This is a genomic window from Intestinimonas sp. HCP28S3_D6 (genome assembly GCF_052065695.1).
Lineage (GTDB): Bacteria > Bacillota > Clostridia > Oscillospirales > Oscillospiraceae > Intestinimonas.
The window spans coordinates 20,208-46,116 of the sequence record NZ_JBQHTM010000002.1; the positions used below are offsets into that span (position 1 = coordinate 20,208).

Sequence of the window (25,909 nt, forward strand, 5' to 3'; positions counted from 1 at the left end):
AGGCATGCAGAAAACTGGGGGAGCGCCCGGCGCTCCCAAGTCCAAGAAGCGAGACCGGGAGGTGGGCCACCGGCGGCGGCTGGCCCTGAGCGCCCTGTTGGCCTGCGTGGTTCTTGTGGGGGCGGTATCCCTGGGGGCGCTGGCCCAGTCCTCCGCCCCGGCGGCGGAGACCCAGGCCCCACCGGCTGGGACCCGGGCGGTGATGCCGCCGGAGGCCTCTGGGCCAGTCACCGTGGAGACGGCTGCCCCCGTCCCGCCGGAGCCCACTCCTACGCCAACACCTACACCGGTGCCCGCCTTTGACTTCACCCAGCCCGCGCCGGAGACGGAACCGGTGGAGGACGACTGGTTCTCCGACGCCGTCTTTATCGGGGACTCACGTACCGACGGCCTGCGGCTATACAGCGGTATCCGGGGGGCGGACTTTCTGGCCTATAAGTCCCTCATGATCTTCCACGTGGTGGGCAATGACCGGGTGGACCAGCGGGCCGTGCCCCTCAACGGCGTGGGGGACAAGAAGCTGGTGCTGGAGTGGCTGGACGGGAAGCAGTACGCCAAGGTTTACCTCATGTTTGGCATCAATGAGCTGGGCTATGGGGACGATGGCGCCTTCACCGAGGCCTTTTCCCGGACGGTGGACGAGATCCGGGCCCGGCAGCCGGAGGCCGTCATCTACATCCAGTCCCTGGTGCCTCTGGAGCCGGAGAAGGCCCACAAGACCAACCCGGCCTCCTGGCTCAACAACGACAACGTGGCCCGGTATAATACCCTCCTCCGGCAGGTGTGCGCCGACAAGGGTGTGGTCTATGTGGATGTGGCCTCCGCCCTGGTGAACGACGCCGGAATTTTGCCCCCGGAGGGGACCACCGACGGTATCCACTTCACCCGAAGCTGGTATGAGAAGTGGTACGCCTACTTAAAGACCCACACCGTGGACCCGGCGGAGTACGCCGCGGGACAGCCGGTGGCGGAGACAGAGGAGATGTCTGAATGAAAAAGCTGACCATTCTTTTGACGGCTCTGGCCCTGGTCGTCCTGGCCGCCTGCGGCGGAAAAGACCCCGCCCCGGCGGGCTACGACCCGGAGACCACGTCCAAGGCCCTGTTGGACTCGGGGGCCTTCACCCAGGAGCTCTCCCAGCTGGACGCCGACATGGTGTCGGCCTACCTGGGGCTGGAGGACGCGCCCACGGCGGCGGTGGTCTACACCTCCCTGGAGGGGGGCTATGAGGAGCTGGCCGTGCTGACCATGGCCGACGAGAAGGCCGCCGAGGCGGCCAAGACGGCGGTGGAGGCCCATGTGGCAGCCCAGACCGAGACCGAGACCGAGGTCCAGTACAAGCCCGAGGACCTGCCCAAGCTGAAGAACGCCGTGGTCCGCCAGGCGGGCAACACCGTGGTGCTGGTGGTGGCCGCCGACTACGACGCCGTCAGCGCCGTCCTGGACGGCGACGGCAGCACGAAGTAAAAAAGTCCATAAAAAATACCCTGCCGGTACCGGCAGGGTATTTTTTATATCCAAATGGGGAAGGGGCCTTACAGCTCCTCCTGGGCCTCGAAGGACTTCATGGCGGCCTGGTCGGCCTCCCGCTTCTCCTCGATGGACTCCTTGAGGAGCATGTCCTTCACCTTCATGAGGCGGATGGTGTTGGAGCGCTCGTTCTCATCCAGCTTCATGGAGATATACTTGATGGCCTCCTGCATCTGGGGGATCTTGACGTACTCCAGAGCGTTGACGCGGCGGCGGGTCTTTTCGATCTCCTCGGCCAGGAGCTGGGAGGTCTTTTCCATCTCCGCCAGGCGCAGCATGTCCTGAAAGACGCCGGAGAGGGCGTCCACCGCGTCGTCCAGGGCGCCGGAGGTGGCGGCAAAGCCGTAGGGATACACGTCTCCGGCGTCGGCGGTGCGGGTCTTGAAGTGATACTGGGGCACGTTCACGGACATGATATTCTGAAAGTCCATGGTGAGCTCCACAGACTGCTTGGGGTACATGAGGGACTGCTTGAGCATCTCGGTGGACATGAGGGCACTGGCCACGGTAAAGGAGCCATGGGCCGCCATGAGGGCGTCCTCCACCTTCTTCCGGAGGGCGCGGTTCTCCCGCACCACATCCAGAAACTGCTTCATGAGCTCGTCACGCTTATCCTTGAGCAGCTTATGGCCCCGGATAGAGGTCTTGAGTCGGGTTTTGAGCCGGGTCAGTTCCTGTCGGGTCGGGTTCACATTGATGGCGGGCATACCTTATCCCTCCTTTTTCGGGAGGTATTTCTCGATATGCTCCGGCTTGATCCGCTTCAGCTCCGACGTGGGCAGGATAGAGAGAAGCTCCCAGCCCAGGTTCAGGGTCTCCTCGATGGAGCGGTTCTCATCGCTGCCCTGGGAGACATAGCGCTTTTCAAACTCGTCGGCGAACTTGGCGTACAGCAGGTCGGTGGGGGAGAGGGCGGCCTCGCCCAGGATGCTCATGAGCTCCTTGTTCTCCTTACCGGTGGCGTAGGCGGCGAAGAGCTGGTTCATGGTGCCGGCGTGGTCCTCACGGGTCTTGCCCACGCCGATGCCCTTATCCTTCAGACGGCTCAGGGAGGGCAGCACGTCCACGGGGGGATTGACGCCCTTCCGGTAGAGCTCACGGGAGAGGATGATCTGCCCCTCGGTGATGTAGCCGGTGAGGTCGGGGATGGGGTGGGTCTTGTCGTCCTCGGGCATGGTGAGGATGGGGATCATGGTGATGGAGCCGGGGCAGCCCAGACGGCGGCCGGCCCGCTCGTACATGGTGGCCAGGTCGGTGTAGAGGTAGCCGGGGTAGCCGCGGCGGCCCGGGACCTCCTTCTTGGCCGCCGACACCTCACGGAGGGCCTCGGCGTAGTTAGTGATGTCGGTGAGGATGACCAGCACGTGCATGCCCTTCTCAAAGGCCAGGTACTCGGCGGCGGTGAGGGCCATACGGGGGGTGGCGATACGCTCGACGGCGGGGTCGTTGGCCAGGTTGGTGAAGAGGACGGTGCGGTCGATGGCGCCGGTGCGGCGGAAGTCCTGGATGAAGAAATCGGACTCCTCGAAGGTGATGCCGATGGCGGCAAAGACCACGGCGAAGTTGCCGGCGTCGTCGCCCAGCACACGGGCCTGACGGGCGATCTGGGCGGCCAGGTTGGCGTGGGGCAGACCGGAGCCGGAGAAGATGGGCAGCTTCTGACCACGGACCAGCGTATTCAATCCATCAATGGTGGAAATACCGGTCTGAATGAACTCGTTGGGGTAGTCCCGGGCAGCAGGGTTCATGGCCAGGCCGTTGATGTCCCGGAACTCCTCGGCCAGGATGTCGGGGCCGCCGTCGATAGGCCGGCCCATGCCGTTGAAGACGCGGCCCAGCATGTCGCCGGAGACGCCCAGCTGCAGGGGGTGGCCCAGGAAGCGGATCTTGGACTCCTTCAGGTTGATGCCGGCGGAGGGCTCGAAGAGCTGGACCACGGCGTTGTCGCCGTTGACCTCCAGCACCTTGCAGTGACGCAGGTCACCGTTGGGCAGCTCGATCTCGCCTAGCTCGTCGTAGGTGACCCCCTGGACCTGCTTGACCAGCATCAGAGGGCCGTTAATCTCCTGGATGGTACGATATTCACGGATCATGCGTCTTCACCTCCCTTGGCCGCCACGGCGTCGATCTCCTGGGCCATTTCCTTGTCCATGTCGGCGTAAACGGCGGCGTACTCGCTGTCGGGGACGGTCTTGGCCCGGCCCATCTTCTCCCGGAAGGGGATGGCGAAGAGCTCGGTGACGTTGGCGCCCTTGGCGATGGCGGCCCGGCAGCGCTGGTCGTACTCCAGGATCATGCCCAGCATCTTGTCCTGGCGGTCGTAGTTGGAGTACCAGTCCACCTCCAGGAAGCCGTTCTGCTGGAGGAAGTCCTCACGGAGCATCTTAGCGGTCTCCAGGGTGAGCTGGTCGCCGGCGGACAGGGAGTCCTTACCGACCAGCTGGACGATCTCGTTGAGGCTGGCCTCCTCCTGGAGGATGGACATGGCCTTGTCGCGGTTCATCATGAACTGCTTGCCCAGGTGCTCATCGTACCAGGGCTTCAGGGAGTCCAGATACAGGGAGTAGGAGTTGAGCCAGTTGATGGCGGGGAAGTGGCGGCGGTAGGCCAGGGAGGAGTCCAGGGCCCAGAACACCTTGACGATCCGCATGGTGGCCTGGGAGACGGGCTCGGAGAGGTCGCCGCCCGGAGGGGACACGGCGCCCACGGCAGTCAGGGAGCCGCGGCGGTCGCCCTGGGAGGTGATGCACTCCACGGAGCCGGCCCGCTCGTAGAACTGGGCCAGACGGGAGGCCAGGTAGGCGGGGTAGCCCTCCTCGCCGGGCATCTCCTCCAGACGGCCGGACATCTCACGCAGGGCCTCGGCCCAGCGGGAGGTGGAGTCGGCGATGACGGCCACGTCGTAACCCATGTCGCGGAAGTACTCGGCGATGGTGATGCCGGTGTAGATGGAGGCCTCACGGGCGGCCACGGGCATATCGGAGGTGTTGGCGATGAGGACGGTCCGCTTCATCAGGGACTCGCCGGTACGGGGGTCCACCAGTTCGGGGAACTCCCGGAGCACGTCGGTCATCTCGTTGCCGCGCTCGCCGCAGCCGATGTAGATGACGATGTCCACGTCGGACCACTTGGCCAGCTGGTGCTGCATGACGGTCTTGCCGGAGCCGAAGGGGCCGGGGATGGCGGCGGTGCCGCCCTTGGCCACGGGGAAGAGGGCGTCCACGATGCGCTGACCGGAGAGCAGGGGGGTCTTGGGGGGATACTTGTGCTTGTAGGGCCGGCCCACACGGACGGGCCACTTCTGTACCATGGTGAGGTCGTGCTTCTCCCCCTTGTCGTCCACCAGCACGGCCACGGTGTCCAGCACCGTGAAGGAGCCGGACTTGATGGACTCGATGGTGCCGCTCATTCTGGGGGGGATCATGATCTTGTGGAGGACGGAGGGGGTCTCCTGGACGGTGCCGATGACGTCGCCGCCCACCACCTTGTCGCCCTTCTTGGCGGTGGCCACGAAGTCCCACTTCTTCTCCCGGTCCAGGGCGGGGACTTCGATGCCGCGGGTGATGGTGGAGCCGGCGATCTTCATGATGCCCTCCAGGGGGCGCTGGATGCCGTCGTAGATGTTTTCGATGAGGCCGGGGCCCAGCTCCACGGACAGGGGGGAGCCGGTGGTCTCCACCGCCGCGCCGGGACCCAGGCCGGAGGTCTCCTCGTAGACCTGGATGGAGGCCGAGTCGCCGTTCATGGTGAGGATCTCACCGATGAGGCGCTGCTCGCCCACGCGGACCACGTCGGCCATGTTGGCGTCCGAAAGTCCGGTGGCCACCACCAGCGGTCCGGAGACTTTGACAATCTTTCCGCTCAAATATTTCGACCTTCTTTCGGGTGAATTCAATGATGGGCTTACCCGCCGAGAATATCGGCACCCACGGCCCGCTCCACGGACTTCTTCACGTTGGCCATGCCGATGCCCAGGGAGCCGGACTTGCCGGGGATGAGGATGATGGCGGGGGTGAGGGCGTCCTTGTAGCGGGCGATCTCGTGCTCCAGCCCGGCGGCCAGCTCCTCGGTGAGGTAGATGATGGCGGTGTTCTCCCGGGCCAGGCGGTGGAGGATCTCACGGGCGGCCTCCACCGTCTCGGCGGGGTAGACGTCCAGCCCCAGGGCCTTGAAGCCCAGCACGCTGTCCTGGTCCCCCAGCACGGCGATGTGATAGTTCTCGTTAGACATAGCTCTCACGCAGCCTTTCCCGGATGGTCTCGGCGTCCAGACCGGCCAGACGGCCGGTGAGGATGATCCGGATGGTGGTCAGCTCGCTCTCCTTGGCGTAGAGGTAGCCGATGAGGGGGTGCTCCCCGAAGGCCACCCGCTTGCCCTGGGAGAGGTAGGTGGTGAGGGCGTTGTCGCACAGCCGCTCGAACTGGGTGAGGCTGCCACCACGCATGGCCTCGGCGCCCTCCTGGGCCGCCGCGGTGAGGTAGGTGTGAGCAAAGACCCCCGCCAGATCGGCGGCGCCGGAGCCGGCGGCCAGGAGGCTGTCGGTCTTTACGTTGCCCCCGGGCAGAAGCACCCGGCGCAGAAAGTCGGGGCCCTTGCCCATGCGGGCGGCGCGGACCACCGAGCGCAGGTTCACGCTGTCGATGGACAGCCGCACATACCCCTCCAGGAAGGAGCTGCGGGCAGCTTTGGCGGCGGCGAGCATCTCGGTGTAGTAGGCCTGGTCCAGCAGCAGGTCGGCGGCCTGGGGGTCGCCGCTGGAGGCCAGCAGCTCCTTGGCCTGGGCCACCGCCTGGGCGAAGGTGGCGCTGTACCGGCTCAGGTCGCCCTGGACGTAGTCCTCCTTGAGGCGGGCAGCGGGATAGCGCCCGGCGTCCAGCAGCAGCTCGTCGGGGGACTGGCCGGTGGCCTCGGCCTTCACCAGGACCTTGGCGTTGTGATAGTCATATTTGATGCAGAACACGTCCACGATGGCCGGGTCGGGGGCGGCGCGGCGCAGCTCGGCGAAGAGCGAGAGCCGGGCCGCGTCCAAGGTCTGCTCGATGGCGGCGGGGGTGAGGGACGGGAAGTCCCCGTAGCCGCACTCGGCGAGCACCTTGGCCGCCTCCTCCGCACTGCGGGCGGAGAGCATCCGCTCCATCCGATCCCGGGTCAGGAGCTTGGTCTCCATGGCGTGGATGCGGGCGGAGATATAGAGGTAGTCGTATTCCTTCAGTTTTTTGGCCACGTTACACCCTCCTTTCCATGTGGCGTTGGGCCGTCATGCGAACAGAGCCCTGGCCACCTCGGCGGAGAGGGCGTCCCGCTGGAGGTGGATGAGCACCTCAAAGGAGCAGTTGGTCTCCACCCGGCCATCCCGTAGGATGAGGCCGCCGGCCATGGGCCGGGACTCCTCGGCCAGGGTGAGCCTGCCGGCGCTCTCGTCGGCCCGGGGACCGGCCTTCTTGGCCAGCATGTCGTTGGCCATGGTCACAGCCTGCTTCCCGTAGCGGGAACGGTCTTTTTGAGAGAAGATGACCTGCTCGTGCCCGGTGCGGGAGGCGGCCACGGCCAGCTTGGCCAGCAGGGCGATGTACTCCTGGTCGGGGAGCTCCAGCAGCTTCTTCAGGGCCAGGTCAAAGGCCTGCCCCACCATGTCCTGCTTGGCGGCCAGGATGGTCTTCCGGGCCTCCAGCTTGGCCACGTCCACCAGCCGCTCCTGACGGAGGGCGGCGTCCTGCTCGCCCTTGCGGCGGATGGCCTCCGCCTGGGTCTGGGCCTGGGACTCATACCGGGCCTCGATCTCCTGGGCCTGGGCGCGGGCCTGGTCCAGGGCGGCGTCGATCTCCTTCTGGACGTCGGCGTTGATCTGACCGGTGATTTTTTCGATTCCGTTCATAGGTTACCGCCTTTCCTTCCTGTCTCGTTGCGGAGGCGCACCCTTACAGGGCGTTCATCAGCAGCAGCACGGAGGCCAGCAGAGACAGGATGGCGTAGAACTCAACGATACCGCAGAGGATGATGCCCTTGGCCCAGTCGTCGGGCTTCTTGGCAACCACGTTGATGGCGGAGGCGGCCACGCGGCCCTGATAGATGGCGGACAGCCAGCCGCCGATGGCCATGGGGATACAGGAGACGAAGATGGTCAGACCGTTGGTGACGGAGAGGTCCACGATGCCGCCGGAGAAGGCGCCCATGGTGAAGAGGGCGAAGAACCAGATGACCAGGCCGTACAGACCCTGGGTGCCGGGGAGGACCTGCAGGATCAGGCACTTGGAGAAGTGCTCGGGATTCTCACTCAGAAGGCCGGTGGCCGCTTCGCCCACCATGCCGGTGCCCTTGGCGGAGCCCACGCAGCACAGGCCAACCGCCAGAGCGGCGCCAAGGAAAGCCAGACCAATTCCGCCAAACGACTCAAAAAATGCCAACATGTTATTGTTCCTCCTTGATGTCTACATATTTGGTGTTGATAAACAGGGGACGGAAGGGCTTGCCGCCCTCCTTGTAGAACCGCCCGAAGAACTCCAGACACTGGAGCCGCAGGTCATGGACGTAGCAGCCCAGCAGGTTCAGGGCGAAGTTGAGCATGTTGCCGATGAGGGAGATGATGACAAAGCCCACCACATTCCCGGTCACCGAGCCCAGGGTGTTGAAGACCTGGGCAATGACGCTGCCGGCCAGCATCAGGGCCATGAGCCGGGCGTAGGAGAGGATGTCGCTGAAGAAGCCGGTGGCGCCGTTGTACACGGTGCCGATGAGGGAGCTGATCTTGCCCAGGCCCTTGGCGTTCCGGGTGCCGCCGTAGAGGAGCATCACCAGACCCACGATGAGGACCACGGGGTAGCCGCCCACGCTGCCGATGCCCAGCACCGCCAGGGCGATGCCGGCCAGGATGACCCACCAGGTCACCTCGTCCCACAGGGCGTCGGCCCAGTTGCCGGCCTGCACCTTCCGCACCACGCTGATGACCATGCCGGTGATGACCTGCAAAAGGCCCAGGGCCAGAGAGCCCACCAGGATGGCCAGGGTGTCGGTGAGGGGGGTGAAGAGATAGGGCAGAGAGGTAAAGGTGGTGTCGGGATTGATGATCTTGGCAATCTGGGGGATGAAGTCACCCAAAAAGCCGCCGGTCAGGGCGCCCATAATAAAGGTACTGATGCCGCAGAGGACCAGCAGACCGGCCATATCCGCCATGGTGCCCTTGGGACGCATCTTCTTGAGCATGAAGAGACCGCCGGCGATCATCAGGATGCCGTAGGCCATATCGGCCATCATGAGGCCGAAGAAGAAGATGAAGAAGGGGGCCATAAGGGGATTGGGGTCCACCCCGTCATAGGCGGGGAGGACGTACATGTTGGTGACCATGTTGAGGGGTTTGGTCAGGATGTTGTTCTTGAGCTGGATGGGTACCTGAGGGTACTCCTCCGGCTCCGGGTCGGTGGCCTCCCAGGCCGCCGCGTGCTGGGTGAGCACGGCCTCCACCTTGCTCAGCTTATCCGCTGGCACCCAGCCCTCCAGGAAGAGGGTGGCTCCGGTGGAGAGGAGACGGCTCTTGACCTCCTCCCGCTGCACGTCCTGGGTGAGCCGGTCGATGGTCAGCTTCAGGGCCTCCTTGTGACCGGCCTCCTGGCCGATGGCCGCCTTGCACTCCTCCAGCTCCTGGGAGAGGGCGGAGAGCTGGGCGTCGATAGCGTCGGTGTTGGCCCGGGCGGTGCCCGTCCAGCCCCGGAGGGAGGCGGGGGTAAAGCCGAAGGTCTTGAGGACGCCCATGGCCTCCTCCTCGGCGGAGCGGTGGCACAGCACCAGCACATACTGGAACTCCCGGTCCCGGCCGGCCCAGTTGAGCTGTGCCAGCTCGGTGACCGCCGCCAGGGCGGTCTCCACGGCGTGCCGGTCGGCGTTGCCGGAGACGGCGCCGAAGGTCACCGACACCTCCCGGGTGGAGGGGGTGTCCAGAGGGGTGTCCAGCTCCAGCCAGGGGGCCAGTGCGGCCTTTTGGGCGGTGAGCTTGCTCTGCTCGTTGTAGATGGCTGCGATACGGGTGTCCCGGTCGGAGATGCGCTGGGCGGCCTCCATGGCCTCCTGCCGCACCGACTCGTCGAAGAGTTGGGCCTCAGTGACCATGGGGCGGGCCTGGAACATGCCGCCCTTGGAGGGGGCATAGTGGTTGAGAAGGTCCAGGGCGGCCCTCAGCCGGTCGGCCTTGGCCTTGGTGTCGGCCAGAGCCGTGTCATCCACCCGGGTAAAGGAGGCCCACTCCGGATCAGAGAGCTCCTGGTCGGGCTCCCGGATCTCCACGCAGCCCAGGTGCTGGAGCTGCCGGAGCAGTTCCTCCCGGTCTGCGGCCATAGCGAAGAGCCGCAGGTGTTTCATTTTGACTATGGACATGAGTCTCCCACTACCCTTCTGATAATGAGTGCCGCAGCGTTGTCCAGCCGGCCAGCCGCCGCCTTGCGCAAAGCGTCACAGGACTTTTTAGTCTCCTGCTCCACGGCCTGCGCGTCCTTTGCCGCAGCTGCTTCCGCCTTGGCTAACACCTCTGCCGCCTGGGCTTCCGCCGCGCGCCGGGCCTGGTCCAGCTTGGCCTTCCCAGCCTCTTCCGCGTCGGATACTAGCTTCTTACACGCCTCGGCTGCCTCCGCCCTACGGGCACGGGCCTTCTCCTCGGCCTCGGTCACCCTTTGGACTGCTTCCAAAGACATTCCATCACCGCCTTTCAGATGCAGTTGATCCCATCTGCTGGAATACTGCCCCAGAATACTTATCATCATACACGCTTTTACCGGCAAAATCAACTCAAAAACACGGACCACTTTTCAAATTGGTAGTACCATAAGAAAAAATTTTGGAGAGCTCGCACAAGATAAAATTCTGTCGAGCTCTCCAAATAGACAAATATACTGGAACTATTTACAAACTATGTTGAAAAAGCAAAAATATGGTATAAAAAATTTTTTTGCTAAGAGAAAATTCGGGTCCAGACAAGGCAACAGAACGGAATTGGCATGGCTTTTGCCAGACTTCAGGTCCACAAGGCCCAGCTCCGGTCCTCGGGGCCGGCCTGAGCCGCGATGGACACCAAATCCGACTTGGGTGCCTCCAGACCGGCCTGGCCCAGCAGCTCCTCGCAGGCGTCCCGGTCCTCACCCAGGCCCCATACCCACACTCGGTCTACTGCGGAGGCCATGGTCAGGGCCTGACCGCTCTGACTGGCACCGCCGGCAGTGAGGGCGGCGGGGTCGGCCACAACCGAGAGCCGGACCTGGGGGTAGGCGGCCTCAAGAGCAGCGGCTACCTGGGTATAAAAGGCCTGGATCGTCTGGGCCAGGGTGTCGGGCTCATAGGCGGCGCCGGTGCGGATGCCGTTCAGGTTTCCGGCGAGGGGGAAGGCGGCGTAGTCCAGCAGAATCTCGTCAAAGCCCAGCCCAGCCAGCTCCAGACACAGATCGGTGATGTACTGCTGGTTCTCCTGGTAGGCGGGGGAGAGCCAGCGGATGCCGTCGCTGTCCAGCCAGTTTCCGCCGGAGGAGCGGAGGGCCAGGTCGTTGCGGTAGCGGGGCATGGTATTGTCCCGGAAGCAGGAAAGGCGGGCTACGGTGTAGAGGTCCTCCTGGGCGTTGAGGGTGGCGATGGCCTCGTTGGTGCCGGCGGCGGCGTTGACCCCGGCGCTGATGGCGAGGGGGGAGGCTGAGACGAAGGCCAGGGTGCCGTCATCGGCCTTCATGTCGAAGAGGGCGGCGGTGGCGTTAGACTGCTCCAGCTGGGTCTGAACAGAGCCATCAGTGAGGGCCGACTGGGGCAACAGCAAGGCGTGGAGAAGCTCCTCCGGCTTAGGTTCGGGGGTGAGGACCACCAGGGGCTGAGAGACGGAAGGCAGGGGAGCGGAATCCTCCTCATTTTCCTGAACCCAGGGGAGGAGGAGCCGGCCGCCGTCGGCGGAGTAGACCCAATAGGGCTCCAGGAAGAAGAGAGCGGCCACCGAGAGAACTAGCACCACCGCCAGGAGGATGGCGATGACCTTCAAAGGGGTGCTGAGGGCGGAGCGGCCCCGGTAGCTAGAATAGCAGCCCCGGCCATAAGAGCGATTCCGTCTCATCTCAGAGTTCTTCCTCCTCAAACTGCTCCCCGTCGCGCTCCTTTGCCAGCAGGGCCTCGTCCAGCCGGAGTAGGGCCCGGGCCACCATGTCACGATCCTCGGCTGTCATGGTGGAGAGCACCGAGTCAAAATAGCCGCCCACGTTGGCCTCGGCCCGCTCCCGCAGGGACTGATATTTGTCGGTGACCGCCACATAGATGACCCGGCGGTCCTCCCCGGAGCGGACCCGCCGGGCCAGCTCCAGCTTCTCCAGCCGGTCCACGATACCGGAGACGGTGGAGTTGGCGCTCCCCGTCCGCTCGGCCAGGGCGCTGATAGGTAGGGGGCCTTCTTCGCCCAGCACGTTGAGAACCAAGGCCTGGGGAAAGGTCAGCTGAAGACGGCCAAAATGACTGCGGAACAGCCGGGACATGTGCTGCGACACCCGCAGATAGGTCATCAGGATATCAATGGAACCGTTCATCGCTGGATACTCCTTTCCACAGGGGGGCAGATCAATACTTACGACATCAAAGCATAGCTCTTTCCGCCGCCTGCGTCAATTCTTCCAGAGAAAGGTTAACGAAATGTTTATACTTTCTTTACCCGTAAAAAACAAGGCCCCTACCTTAAATATATATAATAGTAGAACGGGCGAAAAAGGAGGAAAGATGACGGACGGCGGTTGGCCTTGGGGAGAGGCACAGAAAAACCTTGGCAACACAGCGATTTTTGTGTGATTTGTGCTTGACATTGACGGGTATCTGTTATATCATAATCAAGCGCCTTTAAGGGCGCAGTCTGCGATGATGTAGGAGATTGCTCAGAAATGAGGTAACTTCTACGGAGTATGTCCGTTGATCGGGCGGCTGAGAGATCTCATGCGCTTGGCGTATATCGCCGCGCTTGGATGGGACCGGCCGGCTTTTAGCATGCCGGTCTTGTTTATGCCTCGGAGTGATACGCACGAGAGAGTGTATAAAAGATTTCTCACCGTACGGAGCGGCAAGGCAAGCAGAACCACTTCGTATGTTTTTCAAGGAGGAACAAACCATGGCAGCTCAGAAGGAAATGATCCGCATCCGCCTCAAGGCTTACGATCACCAGCTCATCGACCAGAGCGCTGAGAAGATCGTGGAGACCGCCAAGCGCACCGGCGCCACCGTGTCCGGTCCCGTGCCCCTTCCCACCAAGAAGGAGGTCGTGACCATCCTGCGCGCCGTCCACAAGTACAAGGACTCCCGTGAGCAGTTCGAGCGGCGCACCCACAAGCGCCTCATCGACGTCATCAAGCCCTCCCCCAAGACCGTGGAGGCTCTGATGGCTCTGGAGCTCCCCGCCGGCGTCGAGATCGAGATCAAACTCTGATCCACGCATGCCGCGCATCCCACTGTTTGCACCGCAGTCCGCCGCGTTTTGAGGCGGACGGGTCAAGTCGGCAGAGCAATGTGAGCCCAATGCACACCTCTCCCGACCAATAACCTTAACAAGGAGGAAGTCACACTATGGAAAAGGCGATCATCGGCAAGAAAGTGGGCATGACCCAGATCTTCGATGAAGCCGGCCGCGTCATCCCCGTTACCGTCATCGAGGCGGGCCCCTGCACCGTGGTGCAGAAGAAGACCGCTGAGAAGGACGGCTACGAGGCCGTGCAGCTGGGCTACGAGGACGTTGCCGAGAAGAAGCTCACCAAGCCCGAGCTGGGCCACCTGAAGAAGGCTGGCGACGCCCGGAAGAAGTACCTCAAGGAGTTCAAGCTCTCCAACACCGCCGCCCTCAACGTGGGCGACGAGATCAAGGTGGACACCTTCGCTGAGGGCGACCGCGTGGACGTCACCGGCGTCAGCAAAGGTAAGGGCTACGCCGGCGTTGTGAAGCGCTATGGCGCCGGCCGCACCCCCACCACCCACGGCGGCGGTCCTGTGCACCGTCACGCCGGTTCCATGGGCCCCGCCACCGATCCCTCCCGGATCTTCAAGGGCAAGATCGGCGCCGGCCACATGGGCGACGAGCAGGTCACTGTCCTGAACCTGGACGTGGTCAAGGTGGACAATGAGCTGGGCATCATCGCTGTCCGCGGCGCCATCCCCGGCCCCAAGGGCGGCATCGTGTACGTGCGCAACTCCGTGATCAACGTCAAGGAGAAGGGCGCCGCTGCCAACGCCAGCATCAACCCGCAGAAGGCCTCCGCCCGCGTCAATCCCCAGAAGGCTTCCGCCCGTAACAAGTAAGAAAGGAGAGAGACCAAATGCCTAAGGCAATCGTTGTTAACATGACCGGCGCTCAGATCGGCGAAGTGGAGCTCTCCGAAGCTGTGTTCGGGATCGAGCCCAACGAGACCGTCGTCCACGCCGTTGTGAAGAATCACCTGGCCAACTGCCGCCAGGGTACCCAGTCCGCCCTCACCCGCGCCGAGGTCTCCGGCGGCGGCATCAAGCCCTACCGTCAGAAGGGCACCGGCCGCGCCCGTCAGGGTTCCACCCGGGCTCCCCAGTGGACCCACGGCGGCATCGTGTTCGCCCCCAAGCCCCGGTCCTACCGCTACACCCTCAACAAGAAGGTGCGCCGCCTGGCTCTGAAGAGCGTCCTCTCCGCCAAGGCCGCCGAGGGCAACGTGATCGTGGTGGACAGCCTGACCGTCCCCGAGATCAAGACCAAGACCGTCCAGAGCTTCCTCAACGCCGTGAACGCCGGCAAGGCCGTGCTGGTCACCCCTGAGGTGGACATGAACGTGGTCAAGTCCGCCCGGAACATCCCCGGCGTGTCCGCCACCACCGCCAAGCTCATCAACGTCTATGACATCCTGAATGCCAAGCAGCTCATCGTGGACAAGGCTGCGCTGGCCGTCATCGAGGAGGTGTTCGCGTAATGACTAAGGCTTATGACATCATCAAGCGCCCCATCATCACCGAGAAGTCCATGTCGATGACCGAGGACAAGCGCTACACCTTTGAGGTCGCCAAGGACGCCAACAAGATCGAGATCGCCAAGGCGGTGGAGGAGATTTTCGGCGTGAAGGTGGCCAAGGTCAACACCATCAACATGTATGGCAAGGAGAAGCGCCTGGGCCGTTACCCTGCTGGCCGCCGCGCCTCCTGGAAGAAGGCCATGGTCACTCTGACCGCCGACTCCAAGGCCATCGAGTTCTTTGAGGCGTAAGGAGGAGAAGAGGAATGGCAATCAAGACTTATAAGCCCACGACGCCCTCCCGCCGCCACATGACCGTGTCGGCCTTCGAGGGCATCGACAAGAAGGCCAAGCCCGAGCGCAGCCTGATTGAGAACCTGAAGAAGAACGCCGGCCGCAACAGCTACGGCCGCATCACTGTCCGCCACCGCGGCGGCGGTAACAAGCGCAAGTACCGCATCATCGACTTCAAGCGCCAGAAGGACGGCGTCGAGGCCACCGTGATCCGCCTGGAGTACGACCCCAACCGCTCCGCCAACATCGCCCTCATCCAGTACACCGACGGCGAGAAGGCCTATATCCTGGCTCCCGTGGGCCTGAAGCCCGGCCACAAGATCGTGTCCGGCCCCGAGGCCGACATCCTGCCCGGCAACTGCCTGCCCATTGCCAACATCCCCGTGGGCGAGCTCATCCACAACATCGAGCTCTACCCCGGCAAGGGTGCCCAGCTGGTGCGCTCCGCCGGTGTGGCCGCCCAGCTGATGGCCAAGGAGAACGGCATGGCTCAGGTCCGTCTGCCCTCCGGCGAGGTCCGCTATATCCGTGAGGAGTGCAAGGCCTGCATCGGTCAGGTGGGCAACACCGACCACGCCAACATCCAGATCGGTAAGGCCGGCCGTAAGCGCCACATGGGCTGGCGGCCCACCGTCCGCGGCTCCGTCATGAACCCCAATGACCACCCCCACGGCGGCGGCGAGGGCAAGAGCCCCGTCGGTCGTCCCGGCCCTGTTACCCCCTGGGGCAAGCCGGCCATGGGCTACAAGACCCGCAAGACGAAGAACCGTACTGAGAAGTTCATCGTCAAGCACCGCAACGCGAAGTAAGGAGGCTGTGAAACATGTCCAGAAGCATTAAGAAAGGCCCGTTTTGCGCCCCCGAGCTGCTCAAGCGGGTCGATGAGATGAACAAGACCGGGGACAAGAAGGTCCTGAAGACCTGGAGCCGTGCCTCCACCATCTTCCCCGCCTTCGTCGGTCACACTTTCGCCGTCCACGACGGCCGCAAGCACGTGCCCGTCTATGTGACCGAGGATATGGTCGGCCACAAGCTGGGCGAGTTCGCCCCCACCCGCACCTTTAAGGGTCACGCGGGCGCCAAGTCCGGCAAGTAAGGAGGAGAGAGATAGTATGGAAGCCAAAGCACATCTGAGATATGTCCGGATCTCTCCCCGCAAGGTGCAGATCGTCTGCGACCTGATCCGTGGGAAGAGCGTGGCCCAGGCCACCGCGATCCTGATGAATACCCCCAAGGCCGCCTCTGAGCCCATGCTCAAGCTCCTCAAGAGCGCCGCGGCCAACGCCGAGAACAACCACGGGATGGACCCCGAGAAGCTGTATGTCTCCGAGACCTTCGCCACCCCCGGCCCCATCATCAAGCGCATGATGCCCCGGGCTCAGGGCCGCGGCTACCGGATCAACAAGCGCACTTCTCACGTCACCATCGCTGTGGAAGAGCGCTAAAGGGAGGAGGCAGAATCTATGGGACAGAAAGTGAATCCCCACGGCCTGCGCGTGGGTGTTATCAAGGATTGGGACTCCCGCTGGTATGCCCGCAATGAGAAGGTGGGCGACCTGCTGGTCGAGGACAACAAGATCCGCAACTACCTGAAGAAGACCCTGTATTCCGCCGGCATCCCCAAGATCGAGATCGAGCGGGACAACGCCAAGGTGCGCATCTACCTGCACTGCGCCCGCCCCGGCGTGGTCATCGGCAAGGGCGGCACTGAGATCGAGCGCATCCGCCTCGAGGTCGAGAAGATGATCGGCAAGAGCGTGGCCCTCAACATCGTTGAGGTCAAGAACCCCGATATGGATGCCCAGCTGGTGGCTGAGAACATCGCCCAGCAGCTGGAGAAGCGTATCGCTTTCCGCCGCGCCATGAAGAACGCCATGGGCCGCGCCATGCGTATGGGCGCCCTGGGCATCAAGGTGCAGTGCTCCGGCCGTCTGAACGGCGCCGAGATTGCCCGCACCGAGCACTATCACGATGGCACCATTCCCCTGCAGACCCTCCGCGCTGACATCGATTACGGCTTTGCCGAGGCCGCTACCACTTACGGCCGCATCGGTGTGAAGTGCTGGATCTACAAGGGCGAGGTCCTCTCCCAGGCCCTGCGGACCACCCCCCGCACCCTGGACACCAAGAACTTTAAGGAGCGCCCCGACCGTCCCCGCCGCCGCGACGACCGCAAGTTCGGCGATCGCAAGCCCGGCTTTGGCGGTGACCGGAGAAACGGCGACCGCGGCCCCCGTCAGGGCGGCTTCAACCGTCCCCAGGGTGGGGCCCGTCCTCAGGGCGGCGCCCGTCCCGCCGCTCCCGCTGCACCTAAGGAAGGAGGCGCCAACTAATGCTGCTGCCTAAGAGAGTGAAATACCGCCGCGTCCACCGCGGCCGCATGAAGGGCAAGGCCACCCGTGGCAACACCGTCACTTACGGTGAGTTTGGCCTCCAGGCCACCGAGCCCGCCTGGATCACCTCCAACCAGATCGAGGCCGCCCGTATCGCCATGACCCGTTACACCAAGCGTGGCGGTAAGGTCTGGATCAAGATCTTCCCCGATAAGCCCATCACCGAGAAGCCCGCTGAGACCCGCATGGGTTCCGGTAAGGGCTCCCCCGAGTACTGGGTGGCCGTGGTCAAGCCCGGCCGTGTCATGTTTGAGATCGCCGGCGTCTCCGAGGAGGTCGCCCGCGAGGCCCTGCGTCTGGCCTCCCACAAGCTGCCTGTCAAGTGCAAGATCGTGGCGAAGCAGACCGCCGAGACCGAGAATGGTGGTGAATAATGATGAAGGCAACTGAGGTACGCAAGATGTCCGCTGCTGAGCTGGACGCCAAGCTGCTGGACCTGAAGAAGGACCTGTTCCAGCTCCGGCTGCAGCACGCCACCAATCAGCTCGACAACCCCATCCGCATCGCGGAGGTCAAGAAAGACATTGCCCGAATCAAGACCGTGATCCGTGAGCAGCAGCTCGCAGGCCGATAAGAAGGAGGAAATAGAAGATGGAAAACAGAACTTCTTCCCGCAAGACCAGAGTCGGCCTGGTTGTCTCTGATAAGATGGATAAGACCGTGGTTGTGGCCATCGCCGACCGTGTGGCCCACCCTCTGTATAAGAAGATCGTCAAGCGGACCTACAAGCTCAAGGCCCATGACGAGATGAATTCCTGTGGCGTGGGTGACCGCGTCAAGGTGATGGAGACCCGCCCCCTGTCCAAGGACAAGCGCTGGCGCGTGGTCGAGATCATCGAGAAAGCGAAGTAAGGAGGTGCCGTTATGATTCAGCAGGAAAGCTATCTGAAGGTCGCCGATAATACCGGCGCCAAGGAGATCAAGACCATCCGTGTGCTGGGCGGCTCCAAGCGCAAGTTCGGCAACATCGGCGATGTGATCGTGGCCTCCGTCCGCAAGGCTCAGCCCGGCGGCACCGTGAAGAAGGGCGAGGTTGTCAAGGCCGTTATCGTCCGCTCCTCCCGGGGCGTCCGCCGCGCCGACGGCAGCTATGTCCGTTTCGACGACAACGCCGCCGTTCTCATCAAGGACGACAAGAATCCCCGCGGTACCCGTATCTTTGGGCCCGTGGCCCGCGAGCTGCGCGACAAGGATTACATGAAGATCCTGTCCCTGGCTCCCGAAGTGCTGTAAGGGGGTAGGAGAGAACATGAACAAGATGAGCATCAAGAAGGACGACCTGGTGGTCGTGCTCTCCGGCAAGGACAAGGGCAAGCAGGGCAAGGTCCTGGCCGTCATGCCCAAGGAGAGCAAGGTGATCGTGGAGAAGGTCAACGTGGTCTCCCGTCACACCAAGCCCCGCAAGCAGGGCGAGGAGGGCGGCATCCTGAAGAAGGAAGCCCCCATCTATGCCTGCAAGGTGCAGAAGGTCTGCCCCAAGTGCAACAAGCCCACCCGCATCGGCCACAAGGTCGAGGGCGGCAAGAAGGTCCGCATCTGCAAGAAGTGCGGCGCCGAGATCTGAGAGAGGAGGAGAATAGACAATGGCTGATAAGAAAGTGCCTAACCTGAAGGCGAAGTACCTGGCCGAGGTCGCTCCTGCTCTCATGCAGAAGTTCGGCTACAAGTCCACCATGCAGATCCCCAAGCTGGACAAGATCGTGGTCAACTGTGGCTGCGGCGAGGCCCGGGACAACTCCAAGGTCCTGGAGGCCGTCGTGGGCGACCTGACCAAGATCACCGGCCAGAAGGCCATCATCACCAAGGCCAAGAAGTCCGTGGCCAACTTCAAGCTCCGTGAGGGCATGCCCATCGGCGCCAAGGTTACCCTCCGCGGCGACCGTATGTGGGAGTTCCTGGATCGTCTCTTCAACGTGGCTCTGCCCCGTGTGCGTGACTTCCGGGGCATCAACCCCAACGCCTTCGACGGCCGCGGCAACTACGCCCTGGGCCTGAAGGAGCAGCTCATTTTCCCCGAGATCGAGTATGACAAGATCGACAAGATCCGCGGCCTGGACATCGTGTTCTGCACCACCGCTCAGACCGACGAAGAGGCTAAGGAGCTGCTGACCCAGATCGGCGCTCCCTTCGCCCAGGCGTAAGGAGGAGAATGACAAATGGCTAAGAAATCTATGATCCTCAAGCAGCAGCGTGAGCCCAAGTTCTCCACCCGGCGCTACAACCGGTGCAAGATCTGCGGCCGTCCCCACGCTTACCTGCGTGACTACGGCATCTGCCGTATCTGCTTCCGCGAGCTGGCTTACAAGGGCCAGATTCCCGGCGTGAAGAAGGCCTCTTGGTAATCGACTCCCATGCCGCGCAGCGCTCCCTCGACGTACACAAAGTACGCCTTCGGTCCCGCTGCTTGCCTGGAAGCCGCTTCCCTGCGAGGCTGGCCTCTTGGTAAATCTCGTTCCGCCTGCCTGACGAAACGAGCTTCACCAAGCTGCTCCCGACGGAGCGTTCCAAAGGTCCAAAAGCTGTCAGAGGGGCGGCCTTGTGCCGCCCCCACCACGGCTTTTGAATAAATCCCCAGCCGGTGGTCAACAGGTCGGAGCCCACCTAGCTCCGATACCTTCCGCCGAAACAGGCTGCGGCCTGTAACTCTATAAGGAGGTAAAGTCTCATGCATATCACGGACCCCATTGCGGATATGCTCACCCGCATCCGCAACGCGAACAACGCCAAGCATGACACCGTGGACGTGCCCGCGTCCAACATGAAGAAGTCCATCGCCCAGATCCTGCTGGATGAAGGCTATATCAAGAACTTCCAGCTGATCGACGACGGCACTCAGGGCGTGATCCGCATCACCCTGAAGTACAACGCTAACAAGGAAAAGGTCATCACCGGCCTTCGCCGTGTTTCCAAGCCCGGCCTGCGGGTGTACGCCGGAGCCGACGAGCTCCCCCGTGTCCTCCGCGGACTGGGTATCGCCATCGTGTCCACGTCCAAGGGCGTCATGACCGACAAGGCTGCCCGCGCGCAGCATGTCGGCGGTGAAGTCCTGGCCTTCGTGTGGTAAGGAGGGAGAGAGAGAAATGTCTAGAATCGGAAGAGCGCCTATCTCTGTTCCCGCCGGCGTGGAAATCACCATCGGCAGCGACAATCTGGTCACTGTGAAGGGCCCCAAGGGCTCCCTCACCCAGCAGCTCAGCCCCGCCATGACCATCAGCCAGGAGGGCAGCGAGCTCCACGTGACCCGTCCCAACGACGCCAAGGAGAACCGTGCCCTGCACGGCCTGACCCGCAGCCTGCTCCACAACATGGTGGTGGGTGTGACCGACGGCTTCAAGAAGGAGCTGGACGTCAACGGTGTTGGTTACCGTGTGGCCAAGGAGGGGAAGAAGCTGGTCATGAACCTGGGCTTCTCCCATCAGGTCACCATGGAGGAGCCCGAGGGTATCTCCATCGACGTGCCCAACCCCAACAAGATTGTCATCTCTGGTGCCGACAAGCAGAAGGTGGGCCAGTTTGCCGCCGAGGTCAGAGAGAAAAGACCCCCCGAGCCTTATAAGGGCAAGGGTATCAAATACACTGACGAGGTCATCCGCCGCAAGGAAGGCAAGACCGGCGTCAAGAAGAAATAAGGAGGTGTGCCTAAATGATCAACAGACCCAATACCAACGCTCAGCGGCTTAAGCGCCACAAGAGAGTGCGCGGAAAAATCTCCGGCACGCCCGAGAGACCCCGCCTGAACGTGTTCCGCAGCGAGACCAACATCTACGCCCAGATCATCGATGATGTGGCCGGTAAGACCCTGGTCTCCGCTTCCTCCCTGGAGAAGAGCTTCAACTGCGACGGCACCAAGACCGACGCCGCCAAGATGGTGGGTCAGCTGGTGGCCGAGCGCGCCAAGGCCGCCGGTATCACCACCGTGGTCTTCGACCGTGGCGGTTACGTCTACCACGGCCGGGTCCAGGCCCTGGCCGAGGGCGCCCGTGAGGGCGGCCTGGAATTTTAAGGGGAGGAGAGAACGAACATGGCTAGATTTGAAAGAGAACCCAGCGAGTTCACCGAGAAGCTCGTTTCTCTGAACCGCGTCAGCAAGACCGTTAAGGGCGGCCGTATCTTCAAGTTCGCCGCTCTCATGGTCGTGGGCGACGAGAAGGGCCGCGTGGGCTTCGGCCTGGGCAAGGCCGCTGAGGTGCCCGAGGCCATCCGCAAGGGCATCGAGGACGCCAAGAAGAACATGATCAATGTGAGCCTGTCCGGCACCACCATTCCCCACGAGGTCATTGGTGAGTTCGGCGCCGGCCGCGTGCTTCTGAAGCCCGCTGGCCCCGGTACCGGCATCATCGCTGGCGGCCCTGTCCGTGCCGTCATGGAAGCCGCCGGCATCAAGGACATCCGTGCCAAGTGCCTGCGCTCCAACAATCAGCAGAACGTGGTCTCCGCCACCTTCGAGGGCCTGAAGGCTCTCCGTGGTCCCGAGGAGGTCGCCCGTGTCCGCGGCAAGAGCGTGGACGAGATCGTAGGTTAAGGAGGGCTAGAAATGGCTAAGCTGAACATCAAGCTGGTCAAGAGCCTGAACGGCCGCATCGCCAAGCACAAGGCGACTGCCGAGGCTCTGGGCCTGCGCAAGATCGGCGACACCACCGTGCAGCCCGACAACGAGGCTACCCGCGGCAAGATCGCCCATATCGGTTACCTGCTCCAGGTCACCGAGGAACAGTGAGGAGGTGCGCGAAATGAATCTGCATGAACTCTCCCCCGCGCCCGGCTCTGTCAAGAGCGCCTTCCGTAAGGGCCGCGGTCATGGCTCCGGCAACGGCAAGACCGCCGGCCGCGGCCACAAGGGCCAGTGGGCCCGTTCCGGCGGCGGTGTCCGCGCCGGCTTCGAGGGCGGCCAGATGCCTCTGGTCCGCCGCATCCCCAAGCGGGGCTTCAACAACATCTTCGCCAAGCCCCTGGAGATCGTCAACGTCTCCAGCCTGAACAAATTTGAAGATGGGGCCACCGTCAACGTCTGCGATCTTCTGGAGATGGGTATCCTCTCCAAGTGTGAGTACGGCGTGAAGATCCTGGGCAACGGCAGCCTCGAGAAGAAGCTGACCGTCCGGGCCAACGCTTTCTCCGCCTCCGCCAAGGAGAAGATCGTGGCGGCAGGTGGAAAGTACGAGGTGGTCTGAAGTGATCCAGACCATCCGTAACGCCTGGAAGATTCCTGAGCTGCGGAAGAAGATCATGTTCACCATCTTCGCCCTGCTCATCTTCCGGCTGGGCACTGCGGTCCCTGTTCCCTTTGTGGATAAGGAACTGCTGGGCAACTACCTCAACAGCATGAGCGGCACCATCTTCGGCATGATTAACGCCATGAGCGGCGGCGCCTTCGCCACCGCCACGGTGTTTGCCCTAGGTGTGCAGCCCTATATCAACAGCTCCATTATCATCCAGCTGCTCACCGTCGCCATCCCCGCTCTGGAGCGTCTCCAGAAGGAGGGCGGCGAGGAGGGCCGGAAGAAGATTGCGGCCATCACCCGGTATACCACCGTGGGCATCGCCCTGCTGCAGGGCTTTGGCTACTACACCCTCATCCGCACCAACAACCTGCTGGCGCTGGGCGGCATGAACGGGATCTGGGCCGGCATCGTGATCGTCTTCAGCTTTACCGCCGGTTCCGCCTTTGTCATGTGGCTGGGTGAGCAGATCACCGAGTTCGGCATCGGCAACGGCATCTCCATCATCCTCTTCGCCGGCATCGTGTCCCGCGTGCCCCGCATGGTCATGACCATGTGGTACGGCGTGCAGGCCTCCTTTGCCGAGTCTCCCGCCGAGGGCACCTTCGTGCTCCCCTGGTGGGGCGCCATCCTCATCCTCATCGGTATGCTGGCCATCGTGATCCTCATCGTCTTCATCTCCAACGCTGAGCGCCGTCTGCCTGTGCAGTACGCCAAGCGGATGGTGGGCCGGAAGATGTATGGCGGCCAGTCCAGCCACATCCCCATGAAGGTGAACATGTCCGGCGTCATGCCCATCATCTTCGCTCAGTCCATTGCCTCCCTGCCTGCCACCATCGGCATGTTCGCCGGCTGGACCACCGAGAGCGAAGGTTTCGGCGGCGGTCTGATGCGGGTCTTTGACACCACCGGTGTCCTCTACTCCGTCATCTACTTCCTGCTGATCCTGGGCTTCAGCTATTTCTACTCCACCATGCAGTTCAACCCCATTGAGGTGGCCAACAACCTGAAGAAGAACGGCGGCTTCATCCCCGGCTTCCGTCCCGGCAAGCCCACCGCCGACTTCATCAGCAAGGTGCTGGGCAAGATCACCCTGTTCGGCGCCATCTACCTGTCCATCATCGCCATCGCCCCCATCGTGACCCAGAACCTGATCGGTGTGCGGAACCTGGCCATCGGCGGTACCTCTATCATCATCGTGGTCAGCGTGGCGCTGGAGACCATGAAGTCTCTGGAGGCCCAGATGCTCATGCGTCACTATAAGGGCTTCCTGGAGTAAGGGGGTAAGTGGGTATGAAGCTGATCCTGTTAGGGCCTCCGGGCGCCGGTAAGGGCACCCAGGCCGAGATCCTTTCCCGCGACCTGAACATCCCCACCATCTCTACCGGCAACATCCTCCGTGCCGCCGTCAAGGCCGGCACCCCCATCGGCCTGAAGGCCAAGAGCTATATGGATGCCGGTAAGCTGGTGCCCGATGAGGTCATCATCGGCATCATCCAGGAGCGCCTGGCTGAGGCCGACTGCGCCAATGGTTTCATTCTGGACGGCGTGCCCCGCACCATCGCCCAGGCTGAGGCCCTGGAAGCCCACGGCATCCAGTTTGACCACGTCATTTCCCTGGAGATCTCCGATGAGGCCATTGTCAAGCGCATGGACGGCCGTCGTGTCTGCGCCAAGTGCGGCACCCCCTTCCATGTGGAGTCCAAGCCCCCCAAGACTGCCGGCGTCTGTGACCTGTGCGGCGGCGAGCTGGTGGAGCGGGACGACGACAAGCCCGAGACCGTCCGGGCCCGCCTGGTGGTCTACCACGACGAGACCGAGCCCCTGAAGCACTTCTATCAGGAGCGCGGCAAGCTCAATGTGGTGCCCGGCAACCTGGGCACCATCGAGGATACCACCCGGGCCATCAAGCAGGTCCTGGAGGCGTCCCATTGAACATGATCTCCATCAAATCCGATCGTGAGATCGAGCTCATGCACCGGGCCGGGGCCCTGACGTCCCAGGCCCGTGCGCTGGCCGGTTCCATGGTCAAGCCGGGGGTCTCCACACTGGAGATCGACCATGCGGTGCGGGACTTCATCCGCTCCCATGGCGCTGAGCCCTCCTTCCTCAATTACAGCGGCTACCCCGGCTCCGCCTGTATCTCCATCAACGAAGTGGTCATCCACGGCATTCCGGACCACCGGAAGCTGGTGGAGGGCGATATCGTCAGTGTGGATGTGGGTGCCTATCTGGACGGCTTCCACGGGGACTGCTGCGGCACGTTCGCCTGCGGCAAGATCTCCCCGGAGGCCCGGCGGCTCATCGACGTGACCCGCCAGAGCTTCTTTGAGGGCATCAAGATGGCCACCCCGGGCCACCGGGTGAGCGACATCTCCCACGCGGTACAGCAGTATGTGGAGAAAAACGGTTACTCCGTGGTCCGCAGCTTTGTGGGCCATGGCGTGGGCGCCAAGCTCCACGAGCCTCCGGAGGTGCCCAACTTCGGCCCCGCCGGACACGGCGCCCGGCTGCTGCCGGGCATGGTGCTGGCTGTGGAGCCCATGGTCAACGCCGGAAGCTGGGAGGTCCGGGTCCTGAAGGACGGCTGGACCACCGTAACGGTGGATGGCTCTCTGGCCGCCCACTATGAAAACACCATCCTCATCACCGAGGGGGAGCCCGAGCTCCTGACCCCCTTGGGCGGAGATCTCTGATGCAGGCATGCAGAGGCTGGATCGTCCGTTCCACAGCGGGCCGGGATAAGGATACACTGTTGTGCGTCCTGGGACAGGAGGGGGACTACTTCCTCCTGGCCGACGGGAAACGCCGGAAGGCGTCCTCTCCCAAGCGGAAGAAGACAGGACATGTGGACATGGTGTGCCGGGGTACGTTCCGGCATCCGGCCATCCGGAAGCTGGAGGACGGACTCACGGTGTCCGACAGTGAGCTCAGGAGGGCCCTTGGGGCCTTCCGCCACCAAGGAGGGAACTAAGCTTGGCAAAAAGCGATATGATCGAGCTGGAGGGGATCGTCACCGAATCCCTGCCCAACACGACCTTCCATGTGGACATCGGAAATGGGCACATCATCCTGGCCCATATTTCCGGAAAGCTCCGCATGAACTTCATCCGGATCCTTCCCGGCGACAAGGTCACGGTGCAGATGTCTCCGTACGACCTGACCCGGGGCCGGATCACCTGGAGAAGCAAGTAATCCGTCCGCGGCCTGTGCCGCGGCTGAATGGGTGGCCTCCGCCCCCGGAAGCGCACGCTTCCCAGACCGGAGGAGCAGGACGGGTGGGCCCGCCTCAGGCGGCTCCGCCCTGCCACGACGTAAACGACCGGCGGCCGAGGGGCCTTGCCCCCGCCCCCGCCGGGGCCATCAGGCATTCATAGGAGGTTTCAACAATGAAAGTCAGACCGTCCGTGAAGCCCATGTGCGAGAAGTGCAAGATCATTAAGCGCAAGGGCAAAGTCATGGTTATTTGCGAAAACCCCAAGCACAAGCAGAGACAAGGTTAAAGGAGGCGCTGA

The 25,909-nt window shown here is 63.0% G+C and carries 40 protein-coding genes; 29 read left to right on the forward strand and 11 right to left on the reverse strand.

Annotation, left to right across the window (positions count from 1 at the left end):
• Window positions 1-4 precede the first annotated feature (4 nt).
• Window positions 5-994, forward strand: a complete 990-nt coding sequence (locus tag ACTNBK_RS00995) for a GDSL-type esterase/lipase family protein (RefSeq protein ID WP_441142862.1) — start codon at window positions 5-7, stop codon at window positions 992-994.
• Entirely contained in the window at window positions 991-1,467 is a 477-nt protein-coding gene (locus ACTNBK_RS01000; protein WP_441142864.1) for a DUF4358 domain-containing protein, read from the forward strand. The genes ACTNBK_RS00995 and ACTNBK_RS01000 overlap by 4 nt, the downstream gene beginning before the upstream one ends.
• Window positions 1,468-1,535: 68 nt before the next feature.
• Here ACTNBK_RS01000 and ACTNBK_RS01005 read toward each other — a convergent pair whose 3' ends face one another.
• The 11 genes from ACTNBK_RS01005 to ACTNBK_RS01055 form a co-directional block, all read right to left on the reverse strand.
• Window positions 1,536-2,237, reverse strand: a complete 702-nt coding sequence (locus tag ACTNBK_RS01005; protein WP_441142866.1) for a V-type ATP synthase subunit D — start codon at window positions 2,235-2,237, stop codon at window positions 1,536-1,538.
• Between the two features lie 3 nt (window positions 2,238-2,240).
• Window positions 2,241-3,623 carry a V-type ATP synthase subunit B gene (locus tag ACTNBK_RS01010; RefSeq protein WP_441142868.1) on the reverse strand — a complete coding sequence of 461 codons (1,383 nt, stop codon included), beginning with the start codon at window positions 3,621-3,623 and terminating at the stop codon, window positions 2,241-2,243.
• A complete protein-coding gene (locus ACTNBK_RS01015; RefSeq protein WP_441142870.1) occupies window positions 3,620-5,395 on the reverse strand; it encodes a V-type ATP synthase subunit A in 1,776 nt (591 codons plus the stop codon). The genes ACTNBK_RS01010 and ACTNBK_RS01015 overlap by 4 nt, the downstream gene beginning before the upstream one ends.
• A gap of 38 nt (window positions 5,396-5,433) precedes the next feature.
• The gene (locus ACTNBK_RS01020) at window positions 5,434-5,760 is read right to left on the reverse strand and encodes a V-type ATP synthase subunit F (RefSeq protein ID WP_441142872.1); all 327 of its coding nucleotides are present in this window, start codon (window positions 5,758-5,760) and stop codon (window positions 5,434-5,436) included.
• Complete coding sequence (locus tag ACTNBK_RS01025) at window positions 5,753-6,754, reverse strand: V-type ATPase subunit (protein ID WP_441142874.1); 1,002 nt, start codon at window positions 6,752-6,754, stop codon at window positions 5,753-5,755. Before ACTNBK_RS01025 ends, ACTNBK_RS01020 begins: the two co-directional genes overlap by 8 nt.
• A 33-nt stretch (window positions 6,755-6,787) precedes the next feature.
• Window positions 6,788-7,405 carry a V-type ATP synthase subunit E gene (locus ACTNBK_RS01030; protein WP_441142875.1) on the reverse strand — a complete coding sequence of 206 codons (618 nt, stop codon included), beginning with the start codon at window positions 7,403-7,405 and terminating at the stop codon, window positions 6,788-6,790.
• A gap of 43 nt (window positions 7,406-7,448) precedes the next feature.
• Window positions 7,449-7,937: a V-type ATP synthase subunit K gene (locus tag ACTNBK_RS01035; RefSeq protein ID WP_441142877.1), complete on the reverse strand. Its 489-nt coding sequence runs from the start codon at window positions 7,935-7,937 to the stop codon at window positions 7,449-7,451.
• Between the two features lies 1 nt (window position 7,938).
• Window positions 7,939-9,894, reverse strand: a complete 1,956-nt coding sequence (locus ACTNBK_RS01040) for a V-type ATP synthase subunit I (protein WP_441142878.1) — start codon at window positions 9,892-9,894, stop codon at window positions 7,939-7,941.
• Window positions 9,885-10,208: a hypothetical protein gene (locus ACTNBK_RS01045; protein ID WP_441142880.1), complete on the reverse strand. Its 324-nt coding sequence runs from the start codon at window positions 10,206-10,208 to the stop codon at window positions 9,885-9,887. Before ACTNBK_RS01045 ends, ACTNBK_RS01040 begins: the two co-directional genes overlap by 10 nt.
• A gap of 320 nt (window positions 10,209-10,528) precedes the next feature.
• Window positions 10,529-11,602 carry a putative glycoside hydrolase gene (locus ACTNBK_RS01050; RefSeq protein WP_441142882.1) on the reverse strand — a complete coding sequence of 358 codons (1,074 nt, stop codon included), beginning with the start codon at window positions 11,600-11,602 and terminating at the stop codon, window positions 10,529-10,531.
• A 1-nt stretch (window position 11,603) separates the two neighbouring features.
• Window positions 11,604-12,065: a MarR family winged helix-turn-helix transcriptional regulator gene (locus tag ACTNBK_RS01055; RefSeq protein WP_441142884.1), complete on the reverse strand. Its 462-nt coding sequence runs from the start codon at window positions 12,063-12,065 to the stop codon at window positions 11,604-11,606.
• Window positions 12,066-12,634: 569 nt separating this feature from the next.
• On the opposite strand from ACTNBK_RS01055, the gene rpsJ reads away from it, so the two are divergent.
• The 27 genes from rpsJ (at window position 12,635) to rpmJ (ending at window position 25,897) form a co-directional block, all read left to right on the forward strand.
• Window positions 12,635-12,949, forward strand: coding sequence for a 30S ribosomal protein S10 (gene rpsJ / locus ACTNBK_RS01060; RefSeq protein WP_033116914.1), 315 nt, complete (start codon window positions 12,635-12,637; stop codon window positions 12,947-12,949).
• 137 nt (window positions 12,950-13,086) lie between these two features.
• Entirely contained in the window at window positions 13,087-13,812 is a 726-nt protein-coding gene (gene rplC / locus ACTNBK_RS01065) for a 50S ribosomal protein L3 (protein ID WP_441142887.1), read from the forward strand.
• A 17-nt stretch (window positions 13,813-13,829) separates the two neighbouring features.
• Window positions 13,830-14,450 (forward strand): 50S ribosomal protein L4, encoded by a 621-nt coding sequence (rplD, locus tag ACTNBK_RS01070; RefSeq protein ID WP_130848339.1) that lies wholly within the window; start codon window positions 13,830-13,832, stop codon window positions 14,448-14,450.
• Window positions 14,450-14,740 carry a 50S ribosomal protein L23 gene (gene rplW / locus ACTNBK_RS01075; protein ID WP_204739344.1) on the forward strand — a complete coding sequence of 97 codons (291 nt, stop codon included), beginning with the start codon at window positions 14,450-14,452 and terminating at the stop codon, window positions 14,738-14,740. Before rplD ends, rplW begins: the two co-directional genes overlap by 1 nt.
• A 14-nt stretch (window positions 14,741-14,754) precedes the next feature.
• Window positions 14,755-15,591: a 50S ribosomal protein L2 gene (rplB, locus tag ACTNBK_RS01080; protein WP_294512029.1), complete on the forward strand. Its 837-nt coding sequence runs from the start codon at window positions 14,755-14,757 to the stop codon at window positions 15,589-15,591.
• Between the two features lie 14 nt (window positions 15,592-15,605).
• Window positions 15,606-15,878, forward strand: coding sequence for a 30S ribosomal protein S19 (rpsS, locus tag ACTNBK_RS01085; protein WP_130848336.1), 273 nt, complete (start codon window positions 15,606-15,608; stop codon window positions 15,876-15,878).
• 16 nt (window positions 15,879-15,894) lie between these two features.
• Window positions 15,895-16,227 carry a 50S ribosomal protein L22 gene (gene rplV / locus ACTNBK_RS01090; RefSeq protein WP_130848335.1) on the forward strand — a complete coding sequence of 111 codons (333 nt, stop codon included), beginning with the start codon at window positions 15,895-15,897 and terminating at the stop codon, window positions 16,225-16,227.
• Window positions 16,228-16,245: 18 nt separating this feature from the next.
• Window positions 16,246-17,115: a 30S ribosomal protein S3 gene (gene rpsC, locus ACTNBK_RS01095; protein ID WP_294512036.1), complete on the forward strand. Its 870-nt coding sequence runs from the start codon at window positions 16,246-16,248 to the stop codon at window positions 17,113-17,115.
• The gene (gene rplP, locus ACTNBK_RS01100; protein ID WP_294512038.1) at window positions 17,115-17,549 is read left to right on the forward strand and encodes a 50S ribosomal protein L16; all 435 of its coding nucleotides are present in this window, start codon (window positions 17,115-17,117) and stop codon (window positions 17,547-17,549) included. The genes rpsC and rplP overlap by 1 nt, the downstream gene beginning before the upstream one ends.
• 2 nt (window positions 17,550-17,551) lie before the next feature.
• Window positions 17,552-17,749 (forward strand): 50S ribosomal protein L29, encoded by a 198-nt coding sequence (rpmC, locus tag ACTNBK_RS01105; RefSeq protein ID WP_294512041.1) that lies wholly within the window; start codon window positions 17,552-17,554, stop codon window positions 17,747-17,749.
• Window positions 17,750-17,766: 17 nt separating this feature from the next.
• Entirely contained in the window at window positions 17,767-18,027 is a 261-nt protein-coding gene (rpsQ, locus tag ACTNBK_RS01110) for a 30S ribosomal protein S17 (protein ID WP_130848332.1), read from the forward strand.
• Window positions 18,028-18,039: 12 nt separating this feature from the next.
• A complete protein-coding gene (gene rplN / locus ACTNBK_RS01115; protein ID WP_130848331.1) occupies window positions 18,040-18,408 on the forward strand; it encodes a 50S ribosomal protein L14 in 369 nt (122 codons plus the stop codon).
• A 16-nt stretch (window positions 18,409-18,424) separates the two neighbouring features.
• Window positions 18,425-18,739 carry a 50S ribosomal protein L24 gene (rplX, locus tag ACTNBK_RS01120; RefSeq protein WP_243425237.1) on the forward strand — a complete coding sequence of 105 codons (315 nt, stop codon included), beginning with the start codon at window positions 18,425-18,427 and terminating at the stop codon, window positions 18,737-18,739.
• Window positions 18,740-18,758: 19 nt separating this feature from the next.
• Window positions 18,759-19,316: a 50S ribosomal protein L5 gene (gene rplE, locus ACTNBK_RS01125; protein WP_294512049.1), complete on the forward strand. Its 558-nt coding sequence runs from the start codon at window positions 18,759-18,761 to the stop codon at window positions 19,314-19,316.
• Window positions 19,317-19,331: 15 nt separating this feature from the next.
• Complete coding sequence (locus ACTNBK_RS01130; RefSeq protein WP_033116900.1) at window positions 19,332-19,517, forward strand: type Z 30S ribosomal protein S14; 186 nt, start codon at window positions 19,332-19,334, stop codon at window positions 19,515-19,517.
• A 323-nt stretch (window positions 19,518-19,840) separates the two neighbouring features.
• Window positions 19,841-20,239 carry a 30S ribosomal protein S8 gene (gene rpsH, locus ACTNBK_RS01135; RefSeq protein ID WP_130848328.1) on the forward strand — a complete coding sequence of 133 codons (399 nt, stop codon included), beginning with the start codon at window positions 19,841-19,843 and terminating at the stop codon, window positions 20,237-20,239.
• A 16-nt stretch (window positions 20,240-20,255) separates the two neighbouring features.
• Window positions 20,256-20,804: a 50S ribosomal protein L6 gene (rplF, locus tag ACTNBK_RS01140; protein ID WP_441142893.1), complete on the forward strand. Its 549-nt coding sequence runs from the start codon at window positions 20,256-20,258 to the stop codon at window positions 20,802-20,804.
• Window positions 20,805-20,818: 14 nt separating this feature from the next.
• Window positions 20,819-21,178: a 50S ribosomal protein L18 gene (gene rplR, locus ACTNBK_RS01145; protein WP_130848326.1), complete on the forward strand. Its 360-nt coding sequence runs from the start codon at window positions 20,819-20,821 to the stop codon at window positions 21,176-21,178.
• Window positions 21,179-21,196: 18 nt separating this feature from the next.
• Window positions 21,197-21,697, forward strand: a complete 501-nt coding sequence (gene rpsE / locus ACTNBK_RS01150) for a 30S ribosomal protein S5 (protein WP_130848325.1) — start codon at window positions 21,197-21,199, stop codon at window positions 21,695-21,697.
• Between the two features lie 12 nt (window positions 21,698-21,709).
• Window positions 21,710-21,892 carry a 50S ribosomal protein L30 gene (gene rpmD, locus ACTNBK_RS01155; protein ID WP_033116895.1) on the forward strand — a complete coding sequence of 61 codons (183 nt, stop codon included), beginning with the start codon at window positions 21,710-21,712 and terminating at the stop codon, window positions 21,890-21,892.
• Between the two features lie 13 nt (window positions 21,893-21,905).
• Window positions 21,906-22,346 carry a 50S ribosomal protein L15 gene (rplO, locus tag ACTNBK_RS01160; protein ID WP_130848324.1) on the forward strand — a complete coding sequence of 147 codons (441 nt, stop codon included), beginning with the start codon at window positions 21,906-21,908 and terminating at the stop codon, window positions 22,344-22,346.
• Window position 22,347: 1 nt separating this feature from the next.
• Window positions 22,348-23,673: a preprotein translocase subunit SecY gene (gene secY / locus ACTNBK_RS01165; protein WP_441142896.1), complete on the forward strand. Its 1,326-nt coding sequence runs from the start codon at window positions 22,348-22,350 to the stop codon at window positions 23,671-23,673.
• A gap of 14 nt (window positions 23,674-23,687) precedes the next feature.
• A complete protein-coding gene (locus ACTNBK_RS01170) occupies window positions 23,688-24,329 on the forward strand; it encodes an adenylate kinase (protein ID WP_441142898.1) in 642 nt (213 codons plus the stop codon).
• A 2-nt stretch (window positions 24,330-24,331) separates the two neighbouring features.
• Window positions 24,332-25,090 (forward strand): type I methionyl aminopeptidase, encoded by a 759-nt coding sequence (gene map, locus ACTNBK_RS01175; protein WP_441142900.1) that lies wholly within the window; start codon window positions 24,332-24,334, stop codon window positions 25,088-25,090.
• Window positions 25,090-25,368, forward strand: a complete 279-nt coding sequence (locus ACTNBK_RS01180) for a KOW domain-containing RNA-binding protein (RefSeq protein ID WP_441142902.1) — start codon at window positions 25,090-25,092, stop codon at window positions 25,366-25,368. The genes map and ACTNBK_RS01180 overlap by 1 nt, the downstream gene beginning before the upstream one ends.
• A gap of 2 nt (window positions 25,369-25,370) precedes the next feature.
• Complete coding sequence (gene infA / locus ACTNBK_RS01185) at window positions 25,371-25,589, forward strand: translation initiation factor IF-1 (protein WP_033116889.1); 219 nt, start codon at window positions 25,371-25,373, stop codon at window positions 25,587-25,589.
• A gap of 194 nt (window positions 25,590-25,783) precedes the next feature.
• Window positions 25,784-25,897 carry a 50S ribosomal protein L36 gene (gene rpmJ / locus ACTNBK_RS01190; protein ID WP_006573428.1) on the forward strand — a complete coding sequence of 38 codons (114 nt, stop codon included), beginning with the start codon at window positions 25,784-25,786 and terminating at the stop codon, window positions 25,895-25,897.
• Window positions 25,898-25,909: the final 12 nt, after the last annotated feature.